The organism is Arsukibacterium sp., from assembly GCF_041616895.1.
In the GTDB taxonomy this organism is placed as follows: domain Bacteria; phylum Pseudomonadota; class Gammaproteobacteria; order Enterobacterales; family Alteromonadaceae; genus Alishewanella.
Window position 1 is genome coordinate 21,911 of the sequence record NZ_JBFJPY010000021.1, and the last position, 16,752, is coordinate 38,662.

A 16,752-nucleotide genomic window follows, 5' to 3' on the forward strand; every position below is an offset into this window, starting at 1 on the left:
CTGCTTAAGGTTAACCTAATTCACCCGGCACCAGGGGTACAAAGCGAACGGCTTCAATATCGGTACTGCTAAAGGTGTCGCCAGTACGCTGATACACCCGTAATACCTGGTCTTTTACACCAACCGGAATCACCAGCCTGCCACCTTCGCTTAATTGCTGCAATAAGGCCGCAGGTACTTCAGTCGGCGCGGCCGTCACAATAATACTGTCAAATGGAGCTTTACTGGTCCACCCCAGCCAACCGTCACCATGTTTCATTGACACATTGTGTAAATCCAGTTGCTGCAACCGCCGCTTTGCCTGAAACTGCAACGCTTTGATCCGTTCAACCGAGCAAACATGCTTAAATAAATGGGCCAGAATAGCCGTTTGATAGCCCGAACCAGTACCAATTTCCAGTACTTTGCCCGGTGCCTTGCCTTGCAGCAGTAACTCGGTCATTCTCGCCACAATATAGGGTTGCGAAATGGTCTGGCCCTGACCAATCGGCAGGGCAGTATTTTCATAGGCTTTATGCGCTAATACCGCTTCGACAAACAGGTGACGGGGTACCTGCGATACCGCCTGCAGGACCTCATTGTCGCTGATGCCTTCTGTTCGCAATTTTTGGGCTAATACCGCTGCACTTCGCGCTGTTGCTACTGCCATATTACAACCTGATCCCCGCTAACCACGCTTTCAGTGTATCCATACTTTTGTACGCTGACATGTCGACATGCAGCGGCGTCACCGACGCATAGCCATTTGCTATGGCATAAAAATCGGTACCTTCACCGGCATCAAGCTCAGGGCCTAACGAACCGTACCAATATATTTTCCGCCCCCAGGGATCGGTGTCGCTGCTCATGGTCTCGGCTTTATGGCGCCGACCGAGCCTGGTCACCATAATGCCTTTTAAGTCATCAAGGGCAATAGCCGGCACGTTAATATTCAGAATTTGATCAGCCGGTAACGGGTGCGACTTCAGCTTTTTTATCACCTCGACGGTAACATGCGCTGCCGTTACAAAATGCTGCTCTTCCCGACCGGCCAATGATACGGCAATAGCCGGCAACCCCAGATGCCGTCCCTCCGTTGCTGCGGCAACAGTGCCGGAGTAAAGCACATCATCGCCCAGATTCGCGCCATGATTAATCCCCGCAACCACTAAATCCGGGGTAAAATCCAGTAATTGGCTGATGGCAAGATGCACGCAATCGGTTGGCGTACCATTAACCGCAATATAGCCATTATCCAGAGTCTGAGTGCGCAGCGGGTTAAGTAGTGTCAGGGAATTACTGGCGCCACTGCAATTTCTATCCGGGCCCACGGTGGTCACCTGTGCAATCTCAGATAATGCCTGTTGCAACACCTGAATGCCTTTAGCATAAACGCCGTCGTCATTACTTAGTAAAATTCGCATTATTACTCCATGTTAAGCCGGGGTTACGTCATGTCAGCTAATGGCCGGCTGCCATCGCGATAGCAGGCTAATTCTCGCAGCACACTGGTGGCAAAACACCCTGCCGGCAAGGAAAAGCTCAGGGTAACCCTGTCGCCAGTTACGGCGGCGTTAAGCTGTTGTGGCACTAACCGGATACTGCGCCGTGCCCCTTGCAGCCTATATTCTGCCAGGCCCTGACACCATTGCTGATGCGCCGCCAGTGCCCGCTGCTCCAGTGCTGCCGCCTGCTGGCTTACTACAGCACCGTCAATACCCACCAACGGTGCGGTGATATGTACATCAGCTTGCTGCAACCGTTGTTGTAAAAGCTCATCGGCTTGTTCTACCTGAAAAATTGAGCCGGTACCATCCAACTGCAGAATATCACCGTCCAGAACCTGATTAAACAACCCCTGCGCGATCCGGGCAGAGAGCACTGTATTAAATAAAAAAGAGCGGCTGGCCGATAACGCCAGCCCCCTAATCTGCCGATCCGCTATGCGTTCGCCGGCAAACAAGCCATCGGCCAGAGCAAGATTGCCTCCGGCACGGCCAAAGCGCTGTTCACCATAATAATTAGGCACGCCAGCTGCAATCAGTTGCAGTCGCGCCAGCAGCGCATCAGGATCGCTGACCTCGGTAAGGGTTATCTGAAAATGATTGGCTTTTAAGGCACCTAAGCGCAATTTTCGATAATGGCGAACCACTTGCAGTATTTTGCAGTCTTCCAGCTGCCAGTGCTGCCAGGCCAACTCTTGTTTAATCGGCCATTTAAAACAAAACCACTGCCGGGTCAGCGCATGCCGATCTTTTAGACCAGCATAGCTGATATCGCGCATTCGCAAACCGGTTAACCGGGCCAACTGTCGGGCAATATACTGGGTGTTCTGACCGCGCTTCTCAATTTGCAGCAGCAAGTGCTCGCCACTGCCGCTGGGCTCAAAATTCAGCTGCTCGTCAACGATAAAGTCCGTGGGCTGGCTGCGAATAACCGCCGTAATTTCTGGCGTGCCATATAAATACTGCCACTGTGGTAAGGTGGGTGCTGGTAATTCGCTCATTGCTGCTTAACCAGCAGCACAACCGCCTCAGCCGCAATGCCTTCTTTGCGGCCGACAAAACCCAGTTGCTCGGTGGTGGTTGCTTTGACATTTATCTGATGGATGTCACACGCTAAATCGCTGGCCAGACATTGGCGCATGGCGCTGATATGAGGCGCTATTTTCGGGGCCTGCGCCATAATTGTCACATCCAGATTATTCAGCTGATAACCCGCCTTGGTGGCTTCAGCAAATACATGACGAAGCAGAATACGGCTATCAATACCTTTATAGCTGGCATCGTTATCCGGAAAGTGATGACCAATATCACCCAACCCGAGCGCACCTAGTATGGCATCAGCAACCGCGTGCAACACCACATCACCGTCGGAATGAGCCAATAAGCCCTGGGCGTAGTCAATTTTAACCCCAGCCAGGGTTACCGGGCCGCTGCCACCAAATGCATGGACATCAAAACCATGGCCTATCCGAAAATTCATGTCGTGGGGTACTCCAGATCCTGTTGCGTTAAAAAATAACCCGCCAGGGTTAAATCAGTCGGGCGGGTTATTTTAATATTATCAGCCGCGCCCTCAACCAGCAGCACTGGCTGCCCCGCCCACTCCATTGCCGAGGCCTCATCGGTAATAATAACTCCCTTAGCAAGCGCGCCGATTATCGCCTGACGCAGCAGCGCGGTGGGAAAAAGTTGCGGAGTAAGCGCATGCCATAACTGTTCACGTTCGACCGTTGCAAGCACCAGGGTCTCGCTAGCGCCTGCATCACCGCGTTTCATGGTATCCCGCACCGGGCAGGCCAGAATGCCACCATGGCCCACGCGCCGGCAACGGGCTATCAGCGTGCTGATATCCGCCTGACGCACCAGCGGCCGGGCGGCATCATGCACCAATACCCAGGGGTACACGCTAGCGTCAATCTCGTTCAGGGCATTTAGTACCGAGTGAACCCGCTCGGTACCACCGGCTACCCGGGTAATATCGGCATCGGCTAACGGCGTGGTTGCAAAGTACGGATCGGCGCTATCAAGCGCCAGCCAGAGCATATCAATTTCTGGATGCGCGCTTATCCGCTCGACACTATGTTGCAGGATCGTTTTGCCATTGAGAGGCAAATATTGTTTGGGAATGTTCGCCTGCATTCGTTTGCCTACCCCGGCGGCGGGTATAATGGCGGCAATAGCAAGGTCTGGCAGCGGGCTCATGGCTTAACCTTTGTTGTATCCTGTTGCCCTTCGGTTTGCACTATCCGGAAGAACACTTCATGTTCGCCAATCAAGCCTAATTCGTTGCGCGCCCGCTCTTCTATGGCTTCTAACCCCTGCTGCAAATCGGTTACATCTGCCAGTAACATCCGGTTACGCTTTTGCAGTTCCTGATTACTGGCCCGCTGGGTGGCAATTTCATCCAGCCGCTGCAAATAGTCGGTCACACTATACTGACCAAACCATAAACGGTATTGCAGCAAGCAAAAAAGGATCAGCAATATTCCAATAAGCAGTCGCATAAGCCAATGTCTGGTGAAGTAATATTGTTATTATGCTGGCTTGCACCGGCGCTGCAAAGCCCTAATTGCCACCATGGCAACAATTATTTACCATTTCAGCGCTATTTCAGGACGCCGGCTGCCTGATAGGGTTTGGCAAAGTTCTGCCAGTTTAAGCGGCTGGTTAACAATAATTCCCGCAAACTCAATACTCTGGGAGCTTTTTTGACATTATTTAACCACTGATGACCACAGCTGGCTGCAGTGATGATTGCTTTATTGGGTTTCAGTAAAAATTTACTGGCGTTGTCATGTTGCAGCGGCGTGCCATTGAAGCTGAACCAGCCGTGCTCGTTGCAATGTAAGCGCTCACCCTCGCTATCCACCTCATCCACGCTGTCGAGCACAATTTGTTCCAGGGTCATCTGCTCATTATAAACGGGAACAATCAGCCCGGGCTTCGCCGCCTTATGATAAAAGTTTGCGATAGGATCGGCCTGCTGCTTTCGCGCCGGGCAATTACTCAGTTGTTTGTGAAACCAGGATGCGTTCTGGCTATCAAGTTGTAACTCACTGCGGTAGGTTACAATATTAGCCGCCGCCCGGCGGATATAAAACGGCAATGCCGCCAGCCTTTTTTGCAGCAGCGGCAGCTGATCGACGTTCATGTTTGCCAGGCGCAATAGCTCACGTTCGTATAGAGCATTGCATAGCTCAGTATACGTCTGGTTATCGCTCGATACCTGCCAAAAATGTGGCTGGTTGCTATAGGGTTCTATCATTCGCTGATGTTAGCCAATACCCTGGCGCTTGTAAAAGCAAAAGTAGCGGGCGCCCTGCAAAAAATGCTAGGTTAACGCTTTTATAATGAGTGATAGCGATAGCTGATGAAACGTCGTCAATTTATAAAAGCCAGTCTGTTCACCCCTGTCGCCTTAGTGCTGGGCGCCAAGCTGGTCGCCACCCTGCGGCCTTATCCGCTGTCAGACATTCTGGTGCAGATAAAAGCGCTGCCAGCAGCGCGTTTAACTAGCAGTGGTCAGTGGAACCCAAGTCAGATCCTGCAACATTGTGCCCAGAGCATCAGCTATTCCATTTATGGTTATCCCCAGGCGCACTCGCCGTTTTTTCAATACACCCTGGGTAAACTGGCAATCAATGGGTTTGCGGCAACAGGTAAACTGCACCACCCACTGGATGAGCCTATTCCCGGTGCACCTGCGCTTGAGCCCAACCTGCCTAACGACGTTGCCCTGCGGGAGCTTATTTATACCGTGCAGCAATTTATGGACTGGCAAGGTAAGATGCAACCGCACTTTGCCTTTGGCAGCCTGACCAAAGCCCAATATTACAGCGTGCACCACCTGCACCTGCAAAGCCATTTAGCGCAAATCAGCATAAGCTGACACATAAACCAGAAAAACAACAACGCCACCTTGCGGTGGCGTTGTTGTTTTTCTAACACAGGTTAGTCAAGAGTTGCTAAGCACTCACTTACTGGCCTTTAATTTCGCTGCGGCCTTTGTATGGTGCCTTACTACCTAAATCCTGCTCAATGCGCAGTAACTGGTTGTATTTGGCAACCCGATCAGAGCGGCACAGCGAGCCGGTTTTAATCTGACCGGCGGCGGTACCTACCGCTAAATCAGCGATAAAGGCATCTTCGGTTTCGCCGCTACGATGCGAAATCACCGCGGTAAAACCAGCGTCTTTGGCCATTTTAATCGCAGCCAGTGTTTCGGTTAACGAACCAATCTGGTTAAATTTAATTAAAATTGAGTTACCAATGCCCTGCTCAATGCCGCGGGTTAGAATTTTGGTGTTGGTCACAAATAAATCATCACCCACCAGCTGTACTTTACTGCCAATTTTATTGGTTAAGTCTTTCCAGCCATCCCAGTCGCTTTCGTCCAGGCCATCTTCAATTGACACAATGGGGTAGCGCTCGGTTAAACCGGCTAAGTAGTCATTAAAGCCAAACGAGTCAAAGCTTTTATTCTCACCGCCTAATACATATTTACCGTTTTTATAAAACTCAGTCGCCGCACAATCCAGTGCCAGCGTCACATCTTTGTTCATTTCGTAGCCAGCAGCTTTTACTGCTTCGACAATAACAGTCAATGCTTCTTCATTGGATTTCAGATCGGGTGCAAAGCCCCCTTCGTCGCCCACTGCGGTGTTGAGGCCACGCTTTTGCAGCTCTTTTTTCAGGCTATGAAAAATTTCCGCGCCCATCCGAAGGGCCTCAGCAAAGGTTTTAGCGCCAACCGGTTGTACCATAAACTCCTGAATGTCTACGTTATTATCAGCGTGCTCACCACCATTGATAATATTCATCATTGGTACCGGCATGCTATACACACCCGGCGTGCCGTTTAATTCAGCAATATGTTGGTACAACGGAATTTTTTTATCTGCTGCTGCAGCGCGTGCCACCGCAAGTGACACCGCCAGAATGGCATTGGCGCCAAGCTTACTTTTAGTTTCGGTGCCGTCTAAATCGATCATGATCTGGTCGATTTCAGCTTGGTTATAGGCATTTTTGCCTTTAAGAGCGCCCTGAATAGCACCATCGATATTGGCAACCGCTTTGGTCACGCCTTTGCCTAAGTAACGGCTTTTATCACCGTCACGCAGCTCTAACGCTTCACGTGAACCAGTAGATGCACCTGATGGCGCACAGCCACGGCCCATGGCGCCGCTGGCTAAGTAGACATCGGCTTCAACGGTTGGGTTTCCGCGCGAGTCCATAATTTCACGGGCCACAATTTTTACTATCTCAGACATGCTATAAATCCCCTGTTCTAAAACGAAAAAACCGGGTTACTCACCCGGCTTAGCAAAAGTTATACGCGTTGCTTTTTCTGAAATTTGTACGCCGCAGCGACAAATGCCTGAAACAGCGGGTGACCATCACGTGGGGTCGAGTTAAATTCCGGGTGAAACTGGCCAGCCACAAAAAACGGGTGCGACGGAATTTCGACCATTTCAACCAGCTGATTATCGGCCGATAATCCCGATACCACTAAGCCTGCTTCTTCTAATTTTGGCCGCAAATTGTTATTCACTTCATAACGATGGCGATGCCGTTCCTGAATAACCGCTTTGCCATAAATTTCACGGGCTTTGGTGTTATCAACAAGATTACAGTTCTGACTGCCCAGGCGCATGGTGCCGCCCAAATCAGACTCATCTGAACGGGTTTCTACTGAACCGGCTGCATCCAGCCACTCGGTAATTAACCCTACTACCGGATAAGCCGTCTCTTTATTAAATTCGGTAGAGTGGGCGCCGGCCATACCTGCCACATTGCGGGCATACTCAATTAGCGCCACCTGCATCCCCAGGCAAATGCCTAAATACGGTACTTCGTGTTCGCGGGCATACTGCGCCGCCACGATCTTACCTTCAACACCGCGCTCGCCAAAGCCGCCTGGCACCAGAATGCCATCCAGCCCAGAGAGCATGGCGACACCTTTGCTCTCAACGTCTTGCGAATCAATGTATTTAATATTTACCGTTACCCGGTTTTTCAGGCCGGCATGGCCTAATGCTTCATTTACCGATTTGTAAGCATCGGGTAATTCAACGTATTTACCCACCATACCAATGGTAATTTCACCCATCGGGTTCGATTCCTGATACAGCACCTGCTCCCACTCCACCAAATCAGCTTCGGGGGCTTCAATATGAAAACGGCGGCAGACCAAATCGTCCAGGCTTTGTGATTTTAACAGCGCCGGGATCTGATAAATACTCGAAACGTCTTTTAGTGAAATAACCGCTTTTTCTTCAACGTTTGTGAACAGCGCAATTTTTGCACGCTCATTGGCCGGGATCGCCCGGTCGGAGCGGCACACCAGAATATCGGGCTGAATACCAATAGAGCGCAGTTCTTTTACCGAATGCTGGGTAGGTTTGGTTTTAATTTCACCGGCGGTACCAAGGTAAGGCACTAGTGTCAGGTGCATAAACAACGTGCGTTCACGCCCCACTTCGGTGCCAAGCTGGCGAATCGCTTCTAAAAATGGCAGTGATTCAATATCACCTACAGTACCGCCAATTTCAACAATGGCAATATCGTAACCTTCAGCGCCGCGCACCACCCGGTTTTTAATTTCGTTGGTAATATGCGGAATAACCTGAATGGTGGCGCCTAAATAATCGCCACGGCGCTCTTTACGCAGCACTTCGGCGTATATACGGCCCTGGGTAAAGTTATTCAGTTTGGTCATTTTGGTGCGGATAAAGCGCTCGTAATGGCCAAGATCCAGATCCGTTTCGGCACCGTCTTCGGTAACAAACACTTCGCCGTGCTGAATGGGGCTCATGGTGCCTGGATCAACGTTAATATAGGGGTCTAATTTGAGGATGGTAACCTTTAAACCACGCGCTTCCAGAATTGCCGCCAGCGAGGCTGCCGCAATGCCTTTACCTAAGGAGGAAACCACGCCACCCGTCACAAAGATATATCTTGTAGTCATGAGACCCCTGAGACAATAGTAATCAATAAAAAATACCAATATTGCAAAAACACCAGGCTACCTGTGCGTTAACACGGGTCTACTGCGGGTGTACAAGAATTGGTATCAGGACGGGAGGAAAGTATAGCAAAGGCTTGGCAGCCACTCAATGTAAAGCTGCTGAGCAGGCCAATAAATCTTAAAACAATAAGGTAGAACCGCTGAATAATGTTGGCACCCTGTCGTTGATTGCAAAACCCAGCCAGCGGGTAAACCGAACGATTTTTTAATCATACTGTCATTTAACGGGTATCGCGCTAATATAAAAGTGTTAACGCCGACTGCGCGAAGGAAATAATTAAGACGATGCGCGATGATATTAAACGCCCGGCAAATCAGTGGATAGAACTGCTGGCAGAAAAAGAATTGCCGGCAATAACGTCGATAGCAAGCTTGCTGGATAAGTTTGAAAATGACGATAGTTCATCGATCCCACAGCTTAGCAAAGCCATATTGCATGATCAGGCGCTTTCTTCCACCCTGCTAAAAGTGGTAAACACCTCGCAATATGCGTCCATCAGAAAAGTCACCACGGTGTCGCGGGCCGCTATTGTGCTCGGTATTCAAGCCGTTAAAAACATTTGCCTGACGTCTAAAATTTTAGAAGGGTTATTGCAGGCTGAAAACCTGTCACCGCATGTCTACGATCGGTTGCTCATGTTAATGGCCAACGCCTTTTACGCTGGCTTGCTTGCCAAAATGATGGTACCCGATTACAGCGACGACACGCAGGAGGAGGTGTATCTGGCGGCCATGTTGTATCACATTGGCGAAACATCGTTCTGGAGCACGGGCAGTGAATTGACGGATGAGTTGATTAAACAGGTGCATTTGCCAGCCGCCGAATTTGAACAGCAATGTCTCGATATTACCGGGGTAAAATTTCAGACGTTAAGTATCGGCCTGGCCAAAGCCTGGAATTTAGGTGAATTGTTAATTAAATCGCTGGATCAACCGCATAGCCGGGCAGTAGAAATGCAGAGCATCAGCCTGGCGAACCGACTCAGTGCAGCTATTTATTCGCCTGACGGTAACCGGGCTGAATTAGACAAAGTGTTGCAGGACATTGCGACCATAATGAAATTAGATCGCCGTCAGCTGGTTAACCGGATAGAGCAAACCCGCCTGTTAGCCATTAAGTTGCTGGACTCTTACGGCGCCTCGGTGCTGGAGGAACATATTAAACCCCTGCCAAAAAGTATCGACTTTCAGCACTATGATAATCCGGCACACTCCCTTCGCGTGTCACCAGAAAAAGCGTTATTGTTAACCCTGCAGGAATTAACCAGACTGACCATGGCCGGTACCCCTATCAACGAGTTACTTACCGCAGCAGTGCGCCACATTGCCAAAATAACCGGCTTTACCAGCTGTGCTTTTTGGATATTAAGCAGTGACAAAGCCAAAATTGAGTCACGTTTACGTTGCGACAATCATGGCCAAATTGATTCTTTCAGGCGCGCGTTATCGTTAAATCAAACCATCAATCTGATCAGTCTGGTACTTGATAAAGACATCCCCATTCTGGTTACTGACGTTACGCTGCCAAAGTGGCGTAATTATGTCACTGCGGAAATGGAACAATTCATCGGCAAAGGCTCCATTGCCATTGCGCCGGTTAAAATTGGCACTAAAGTTATCGGGGTTATCAGTGGCCAGTTATCACAGCCCGCTAGGAAAATCAGCGATGAACAATTCAGTCAGTTTTGTTTTATTATTGAGCACTTAAATATGTGCCTGATGATAAGCTCTCAGAAAGCTTAATTGTTGTATATCAAAGGTGCTATGGTCTGTCTTGCCTGGGTTCGCCAGTAAGCAGCCAGCCTAACAATTCAAGACGTTGCGTCTTAGCATTAATAAACTGACTGACAACTTTTCACTGGCCGTTACAGTTGCCAGGCGTAGCTGAACTTTAAAAACGCGCTGCGTTCAGACGGTGTTATCCGACTGAGCTCATCATCCTGCAGGCTGCCATCGCTGTAGCCAACGAAAAATACCGTTTGCGGGTTTAAATTATAAGAGTAAAGCAACTGCTTATTCAGCTGACGGCTGCGCGCGTTCAGTTGTTGCTGCGACATATTCTGATAGTTCTCAAGTTCGCGCTGCAAGTCGGTATAAAGCAGTACCAGACGCAGCGCACTGCGGTTTGAAAACTGATAGATCAGCCGCATATCGGTTAAATTAGCCGTAAACACCCTGTCCGACTGATAATCCATGCTTGTCTGATTATATCGTAACGACAATTCCAGATGCCGGTTAAAAGAGTAGCGGCCCTCAAGCTCAATCCGGTTCTGATCAGATAAGCGGTTATTGGTTAAATCAAGCGCAGTACCATGCTGCCAGAAGGCGAAAAACATCATACCGGCGGCAGGCGACACCTCAGCAAATAACGACAGGCCCTGTTCATCAAAGCGCTCGGTATTACCGCTAATCGCCAGCGACGTATTATCCAGCCGCCGGCCGACCCGCTCGCGCTGATACGTGCCCAGCTCCAGATAGCTGCCACGTGGGCCAAAAATACCGGCATAGCCTTCCGCTTCGTCTTCAATAAATTCGCCCGCCGCATTATGGGTGGTATCCCAGTCGCCACTCACGCGCACCCGGTTAATCACGTTGTCAGCAGCCAAGTGCCATATATATTCACCACCCGTGGTAAATTTGTTCCAGTCAGTTTCCGGCATAAACCCTAAATCAGCCCGGAACGCTTTGCTGCGCGCGTCATACCGCCCGAACCAACGCCAGTTGCGTTCTGAATGCTGATAATTTATCCGGTAAGCCTGACCATTGAATGGCTGGTCAGTGTTATAACGCTCTGACGCTTCACCTCGTAACCCCATCTGCCCGGCGTTCCTGCTCTGACTGTACAACCATTGCAGGCTAACCGTGTCTTTAGCGGTTAACCGGATATTCGCGTCAACTCCACTGAGGCCATTGTAATAATCTCCGGCTTCGCGCCAGGTACCGATAACACCAACACTTATCATGTTGTTGTAGGCAAAACTGTAGCGTGCCGCCAGATTTTTACTGGCCGTATCCATTACCGCAATATCAGAACCAAGATTTCCGGGGAGCACCAGGGTTGTACTGTCATCATCAGCCGCAAAAAAGCCATAGGTATGTTGGCCGGTGCGGCCTGTTACCTTAGCCCCGGCATTTGGCGCACTAATATTACGGGTGTGCACCAAATTATGCGGCGTAGCAAAATAGTCAGCATTTTCGGTAAAAAAAGGCCGGCTTTCGGCGTAAAACAGCGTAAACGGATTATTCACCGATAACTGCTGCACATCGGCTTCAACCTGGGAGAAATCCGGGTTCAGTGTCGCGTTTAAGGTAATGTCGGGGCTAATCGCCCATTTGGCATCCAAACTAAGCTCGACGTTATTTTCACCCTGCCAGTCCTGATGTTGCCGCACATTGCGCTGCTCACTGCGCCCAGCCACCAGAGACGGCGCAATAATCACGTTAGTGCTGCTGGTTGCCTGAGCAAACCCACGGTATGCCGGCATCTGGCAAACCCAACACTTATTAGCATGGCTTATTCTGGCACTGGATAGCCGTACCCGCTGATCGCGCGGCATAAAGCGAACAAATTCTAGCGCCCAGGTTTTCAGGCCAGCTTGTGGCGGGAAATTCATTACCGCAAACGGAATCGCCATCTCTACCACATAACCGTCATCGGTAAGCTGGCCGGCTGCCTGCCAGAATCCATCCCAACTCGCTGATTCATGGCCGGTTTGAGCGTTTTCAATTGAATCTGCCTGGCTGCCAAGCGGATTAGCAAAAAACTGATATGCCAGCTGCTTATTGTTGTATGGATCTATTTTTACCCCTACCACGTCATCATTCCAGATGTTGTCGCGGTTACGATAAAACGCCCGGATCTTGTCAGGCTGAGGGTCGGGTGCAATAAAGCCGATGTACAGCGTCTGGCCATCATCAAAAACACGCGCTTCGGTGCCAATATCAGATATGCCCTGATCAGTGGGCTGCGTCATAAAATGGATTGTGATCCGTCGCGCGTGCTGCCAGACAGGTTCATCCAACTTACCGTTTACCACTATTCTTGGATCGGGTACTAGTGTCGGAATTTCATCAGTCTGCGCGTGTCCAGCGGTGCTCAGCAGTACACTGCTGACAGAAAAAATGGTCAGAATGGCGGAATAAAAAATGGACGGCATAAACTTCCCGGAATGCTAAGCGCGCGATGCAATACAAATTAAAAATAATGACGCGCATCATACCGGTTTATTTAAAATTGACAGCAATAGTGCGTTAAACAGGCCATATTCACAGCTGTAATTTTGTCGTGTTTAAGCCGCACTTTGTTTTTATGCCGCTTACGGTTATTTCAGTTTTCGCTTTGCTATGTGTTATCGATTAGCTCCCGCTTCACCCGCACCGCCGTGCTTTTAGGCCGGATGGGTTTACCCCGGCCTTCCAGGTGCGCCCGGGTAAAGGACGCCCCAAACAGCAGGATCATTGACGAATAGTTTACCCATAACAACAGCAGCGCCAGTGAGCCGGCGGCACCATAAGCCGATGCCGTTGCCGTATAGGCCAGGTAGATTGAAATAAGGGATCGCCCCACTGTAAACAACACAGCAGTAATCAGGGCACCAAGCAACACATCGCGCCACGATAACAGCACGTCGGGCAAAATTTTAAACATCGCAGCGAACAGCAGCGTAATCACCAGCAGCGATAAGATCAGTTCCATCCCGACCAACATCCAACCCGGCACCGGCAGCCATCCCTCGGCATAAGCCATAACGCTGCGTAAAACCACTGATAGTAGCAGCGATACCAGCATAATAAAGCCAATGGCCAGAATGATGGTTAATGACAACAAGCGGCTTTTAAGATACAGCAACAGGTTATTCTTCGAGGGACGTGGCGCCACATCCCAGATTTGATTCAGCGATTGCTGCATCTGGGCAAAAACCGTGGTGGCGCCCACTATCGTAGCGATAATCCCGATCAACGCCGGCCAGATACCGCTCTGATCAATCTGTGAGTTCACAACGGCCGTTTGCACCACGCCGGCAGCCTGTGGGCCTAAGGTACTCTCAAGCTGGGTAAAAAGTTGTCCCTGCACCGCGCTCTCGCCAATAATCAACCCCACCACTGCTACCACCACGACCAAAATGGGTGCGATAGAAAACACGGTGAAAAACGCCAGCGCAGCAGCATAAATAAAGGCCTGGCTACCCAGCCAGTTTTTGATGGTGGCGCCTAAAATGCTTAACCAGTACTGCACCACTGTGGGGAGTTTGTCATAAATCTTTGCTACCATTGCGTCAAATTCCTTTATCCTGAAAAAAGTACATGTAACCGCTGATAAAATACCACCTGCCAGGGCATTATTTCGCCCTTAACTGCTTTAAAGCCGTCAGAACAAACTGTTTCAGGTCAATGGGAATAATCACAAACAATGCCATCCCATGGTTAAAATCAGGGTTTACCAATTGATAATATTGAATTTCAGGTTTATCACTGGCCTTAAAAGCGGCTAATTCACTTACAGAGTAGTTACTTCCCCTACCCACCACCACCAAACACCGTGTGGCGATAATCTGGCTAAGTTGACCACTATGATTAAAGCGCTCAAAAAGGTCAACCGGACCGTTATCCGCCGGATGAGGCCAGATAATACCGGTATTTTTAGCAATGGCCCGGTACATTGCCGGGCTTAGCATGGTGTCTGCATAATAGAGCTTGCGCCAGGGGCGACGCAGCCAACATTTAAGGCTCTGGGCTAATGAAAACTGAAACGTATTACCGCCTTTTCGATATTCCGGCAAAAACCCTGCTGACGCCCGGATAATGGTATCAGCACCTTCATCGGTAAAGGTCAGCAGGCAGTAACCGACTAACCGCTCAGCATCGAAGTACAGCCTTAGCTTGCGCTCAAATACCTCGGCACTATCAAAGTACTTTGCCAGGTAAGCCGTTGCTGCCACATTAACAAAACTGGACGAGATAACGTTACTTACCGCTTCGCGCTCATCGTCAGTCAGCCATTGCCTGGTCTGGGTTAAATCTTTGTATTGCAACTTCATATCACAGCTCACTTCTGCAATTCCGGTTAGCTGGTCTTCAGGAACTGACCTGCGGTAATGCATTACGTGTTTTCACTTTACTGTATCTATATTTTTCAAAAACATGCTTAACTGAGTTGCTGTTTCTTTTAATGACTTGGCCACAGCGGCTAGCTCTGCCTTTTTTATTGTTTCATTAAAATTGGTATCGTCCGGTTGTTTTCGGGCAATAAACTCGTTGGTTGAGACAACCGTAAAAGGAACAATGCCAGAACGCACATCAAGTAAAACCGCTTCAACTGAGCAGTACGCCTTGGTTTCGTTCGGGTCAATAAATTTATACTTTTCAAAGGTACGACACTCTGAGCGATAGGCTAACAACAAGTCGGCCTGGTAGCGTGCCGCCGCCTCCCGAAGATAAGGAACAGTTCGCTGCTCAGGAACTAACATGCTGGGTAAGAATGACGCATCGTATACTCTTGGCGACGCTCTTAGCTGCCCGATAAAATCGGTTGCAATTGCTTCGTTCAGTTGGGTGAAGTCATTTGAATAATGGCGCCAGTCACTTTTACCCGATAACGTCAGAATAGCTATTCTATTTTGAGTGGGCAGTGTCAGGCGATAATTGAGAATTCTTTCTATATCTTTGTCCGCGAGGGCGACACCAGTGGCCCCAAACAGGGGCTCCTCACTGCTATTCTCATTTACCGGGCTGTAGTAATTATTTGGGCGCGGTGCAGTAGCAACACTAGTGCAACCCGTCGCGAATATCACCACTGAACATAATAAATACTTTTTCATTCCTGCTCCTTAAGTGAACCTCAACCATGCAAGGGAGTATAGCTTTTAATATGGCATTACCTGGCTTGTTTACGTTGCAGCCCGCCTCGTCTGCTGGCCATAAACATTGGTTGTTATATGCCATTATTACCACTACAATTAATGCGCATAATAAATGCGCACGGAGTTACTTTATGAGAACCATATTTAGTGCACAAGCCCCAAAAAAGGCCACAAATCTTAGTTTAAACAGTGAGTTACTTGCTGAAGCTAAGCGACTTAATATCAATCTATCCGCTACAATGGAAAAAGCTTTAGAAAAAGAGGTTTCCTCTAAATTAAAAGCTGAATGGTTAGAACAGAACGCCAACTCTATTCAGGCTTACAATGAACTCACTGAAAAACATGGTCTTTTTTCTGATTCATACCGAGTATTCTGATGTCTCAATTTATTCTTTACAAAAATCTCGACAAAAATACATCTAAAGCTTATCCCTATTTTGTTGACGTGCAAAGTGAGCTTCTAAGCACCCTAAATACTCGATTGGTCATTCCACTTACACCAATATATCTATTAGAAAAAAAAGTACCAAGCCATTTGTGTCCGACTATTCATATTGAACAAGGCGACTTTGTTGTTCTTACGCAACAAATGGCAAGTATTCCAACCAAAATATTAGTAGAGCCCGTCACAGATTTAAGCACTTTCAGAGATGAGATTACCGCTGCTATAGACTTTTTGATTACTGGTATATAACGCTTATCACACAGGCGACGAGCCGCGCAGCGGGTTGGCGTCCCAGCGACCAACGGGAGCGAGTGCTGCGCATTGTTAGCAGTGCACGTGCTGCAACAAATATTTAACTGGAATGCTTTTTAACTAAAAAAGTAAATGTTTGATCGTTAAACTTCAGTTCTGCTGGGCGATCAAGGTCTAAAACAACCTCTACTTCGCTTTTGTAAGCCCCACCTGCAAAATCGAAGTTAACTAGAACCTGACTCTCAGTTTTTTTACTCACTACAACAGCGAAATTCTGTACTTGCTCGTTTGAAAAAGATGCACTTTTACCTTCATCAACACGGAAAACCAGCTCGCCGGAGTATTCTGCACCGGCGCTGTAAGAAGCGGAAACATCATAGGTTTCTGCTGAAACAGCCAAGCTCATTCCTAAGCCAACAACACTGATTAGTAACTTCTTCATTTGTAAATTCCTTTTAAGGTTGGGATTAATTGCACTGCTACCGCCCGCCTAAACGGCGAGCAACTTGTTGCGAGTCGAGCGCCCAACGGGCGCGTTTTTGATGGCAATAACATGGACTCCCCCTCACTATCCGGCATCGATGTGCCACACTGAGAGCGTCAAAACACACAGTAACAAGTGAGGGGAAGTCGCATGAAACATTCTATACGTTGCGGGATAGATATTGCAAAGCTCGTGTTTCA

At 49.0% G+C, this 16,752-nt stretch carries 18 protein-coding genes; 4 read left to right on the forward strand and 14 right to left on the reverse strand.

Annotation, left to right across the window (positions count from 1 at the left end):
* Nucleotides 1-10 precede the first annotated feature (10 nt).
* The 7 genes from ABY802_RS05730 to ABY802_RS05760 all read right to left on the reverse strand — a co-directional run bounded on the left by ABY802_RS05730 (nucleotide 11) and on the right by ABY802_RS05760 (nucleotide 4,749).
* Nucleotides 11-649 carry a protein-L-isoaspartate(D-aspartate) O-methyltransferase gene (locus ABY802_RS05730; RefSeq protein ID WP_372626062.1) on the reverse strand — a complete coding sequence of 213 codons (639 nt, stop codon included), beginning with the start codon at nucleotides 647-649 and terminating at the stop codon, nucleotides 11-13.
* A 1-nt stretch (nucleotide 650) separates the two neighbouring features.
* Entirely contained in the window at nucleotides 651-1,403 is a 753-nt protein-coding gene (gene surE, locus ABY802_RS05735) for a 5'/3'-nucleotidase SurE (protein ID WP_372626063.1), read from the reverse strand.
* Between the two features lie 23 nt (nucleotides 1,404-1,426).
* A complete protein-coding gene (gene truD, locus ABY802_RS05740) occupies nucleotides 1,427-2,485 on the reverse strand; it encodes a tRNA pseudouridine(13) synthase TruD (protein ID WP_372626064.1) in 1,059 nt (352 codons plus the stop codon).
* Entirely contained in the window at nucleotides 2,482-2,964 is a 483-nt protein-coding gene (gene ispF / locus ABY802_RS05745) for a 2-C-methyl-D-erythritol 2,4-cyclodiphosphate synthase (protein ID WP_372626065.1), read from the reverse strand. Before ispF ends, truD begins: the two co-directional genes overlap by 4 nt.
* Nucleotides 2,961-3,686, reverse strand: a complete 726-nt coding sequence (gene ispD, locus ABY802_RS05750; protein ID WP_372626066.1) for a 2-C-methyl-D-erythritol 4-phosphate cytidylyltransferase — start codon at nucleotides 3,684-3,686, stop codon at nucleotides 2,961-2,963. Before ispD ends, ispF begins: the two co-directional genes overlap by 4 nt.
* Complete coding sequence (ftsB, locus tag ABY802_RS05755) at nucleotides 3,683-3,988, reverse strand: cell division protein FtsB (RefSeq protein WP_372626067.1); 306 nt, start codon at nucleotides 3,986-3,988, stop codon at nucleotides 3,683-3,685. The genes ispD and ftsB overlap by 4 nt, the downstream gene beginning before the upstream one ends.
* Before the next feature lie 101 nt (nucleotides 3,989-4,089).
* Nucleotides 4,090-4,749: a hypothetical protein gene (locus ABY802_RS05760; protein WP_372626068.1), complete on the reverse strand. Its 660-nt coding sequence runs from the start codon at nucleotides 4,747-4,749 to the stop codon at nucleotides 4,090-4,092.
* Nucleotides 4,750-4,854: 105 nt separating this feature from the next.
* Here ABY802_RS05760 and ABY802_RS05765 point away from each other — a divergent pair, with 105 nt between their 5' ends.
* Nucleotides 4,855-5,373: a DUF1569 domain-containing protein gene (locus tag ABY802_RS05765; protein ID WP_372626069.1), complete on the forward strand. Its 519-nt coding sequence runs from the start codon at nucleotides 4,855-4,857 to the stop codon at nucleotides 5,371-5,373.
* A gap of 88 nt (nucleotides 5,374-5,461) precedes the next feature.
* Here the strand turns inward: ABY802_RS05765 and eno are convergent, their stop codons facing one another.
* Together eno and ABY802_RS05775 are read right to left on the reverse strand one after the other, a co-directional pair.
* Nucleotides 5,462-6,754: a phosphopyruvate hydratase gene (eno, locus tag ABY802_RS05770; protein WP_372626070.1), complete on the reverse strand. Its 1,293-nt coding sequence runs from the start codon at nucleotides 6,752-6,754 to the stop codon at nucleotides 5,462-5,464.
* A 59-nt stretch (nucleotides 6,755-6,813) separates the two neighbouring features.
* The gene (locus tag ABY802_RS05775; protein ID WP_372626071.1) at nucleotides 6,814-8,451 is read right to left on the reverse strand and encodes a CTP synthase; all 1,638 of its coding nucleotides are present in this window, start codon (nucleotides 8,449-8,451) and stop codon (nucleotides 6,814-6,816) included.
* 345 nt (nucleotides 8,452-8,796) lie between these two features.
* Between ABY802_RS05775 and ABY802_RS05780 the strand changes: the two genes are divergently transcribed.
* Nucleotides 8,797-10,254, forward strand: coding sequence for an HDOD domain-containing protein (locus tag ABY802_RS05780; protein ID WP_372626072.1), 1,458 nt, complete (start codon nucleotides 8,797-8,799; stop codon nucleotides 10,252-10,254).
* A 122-nt stretch (nucleotides 10,255-10,376) separates the two neighbouring features.
* On the opposite strand, the gene ABY802_RS05785 is transcribed toward ABY802_RS05780, so the two are convergent.
* The 4 genes from ABY802_RS05785 to ABY802_RS05800 all read right to left on the reverse strand — a co-directional run bounded on the left by ABY802_RS05785 (nucleotide 10,377) and on the right by ABY802_RS05800 (nucleotide 15,329).
* Nucleotides 10,377-12,668: a DUF5916 domain-containing protein gene (locus ABY802_RS05785; protein WP_372626073.1), complete on the reverse strand. Its 2,292-nt coding sequence runs from the start codon at nucleotides 12,666-12,668 to the stop codon at nucleotides 10,377-10,379.
* 185 nt (nucleotides 12,669-12,853) lie between these two features.
* The gene (locus ABY802_RS05790; protein ID WP_372626074.1) at nucleotides 12,854-13,783 is read right to left on the reverse strand and encodes a YihY/virulence factor BrkB family protein; all 930 of its coding nucleotides are present in this window, start codon (nucleotides 13,781-13,783) and stop codon (nucleotides 12,854-12,856) included.
* 67 nt (nucleotides 13,784-13,850) lie between these two features.
* Nucleotides 13,851-14,549 carry a hypothetical protein gene (locus tag ABY802_RS05795; protein WP_372626075.1) on the reverse strand — a complete coding sequence of 233 codons (699 nt, stop codon included), beginning with the start codon at nucleotides 14,547-14,549 and terminating at the stop codon, nucleotides 13,851-13,853.
* 72 nt (nucleotides 14,550-14,621) lie between these two features.
* Nucleotides 14,622-15,329, reverse strand: a complete 708-nt coding sequence (locus tag ABY802_RS05800; protein ID WP_372626076.1) for a hypothetical protein — start codon at nucleotides 15,327-15,329, stop codon at nucleotides 14,622-14,624.
* Between the two features lie 173 nt (nucleotides 15,330-15,502).
* Between ABY802_RS05800 and ABY802_RS05805 the strand changes: the two genes are divergently transcribed.
* Together ABY802_RS05805 and ABY802_RS05810 are read left to right on the forward strand one after the other, a co-directional pair.
* Complete coding sequence (locus tag ABY802_RS05805) at nucleotides 15,503-15,748, forward strand: type II toxin-antitoxin system CcdA family antitoxin (RefSeq protein WP_372626077.1); 246 nt, start codon at nucleotides 15,503-15,505, stop codon at nucleotides 15,746-15,748.
* Nucleotides 15,748-16,065: a CcdB family protein gene (locus tag ABY802_RS05810; RefSeq protein ID WP_372626078.1), complete on the forward strand. Its 318-nt coding sequence runs from the start codon at nucleotides 15,748-15,750 to the stop codon at nucleotides 16,063-16,065. The genes ABY802_RS05805 and ABY802_RS05810 overlap by 1 nt, the downstream gene beginning before the upstream one ends.
* A gap of 103 nt (nucleotides 16,066-16,168) precedes the next feature.
* Here ABY802_RS05810 and ABY802_RS05815 read toward each other — a convergent pair whose 3' ends face one another.
* On the reverse strand, nucleotides 16,169-16,510 hold the full coding sequence (locus ABY802_RS05815) for a hypothetical protein (RefSeq protein WP_372626079.1): 342 nt from the start codon (nucleotides 16,508-16,510) through the stop codon (nucleotides 16,169-16,171).
* Nucleotides 16,511-16,752 lie beyond the last annotated feature (242 nt).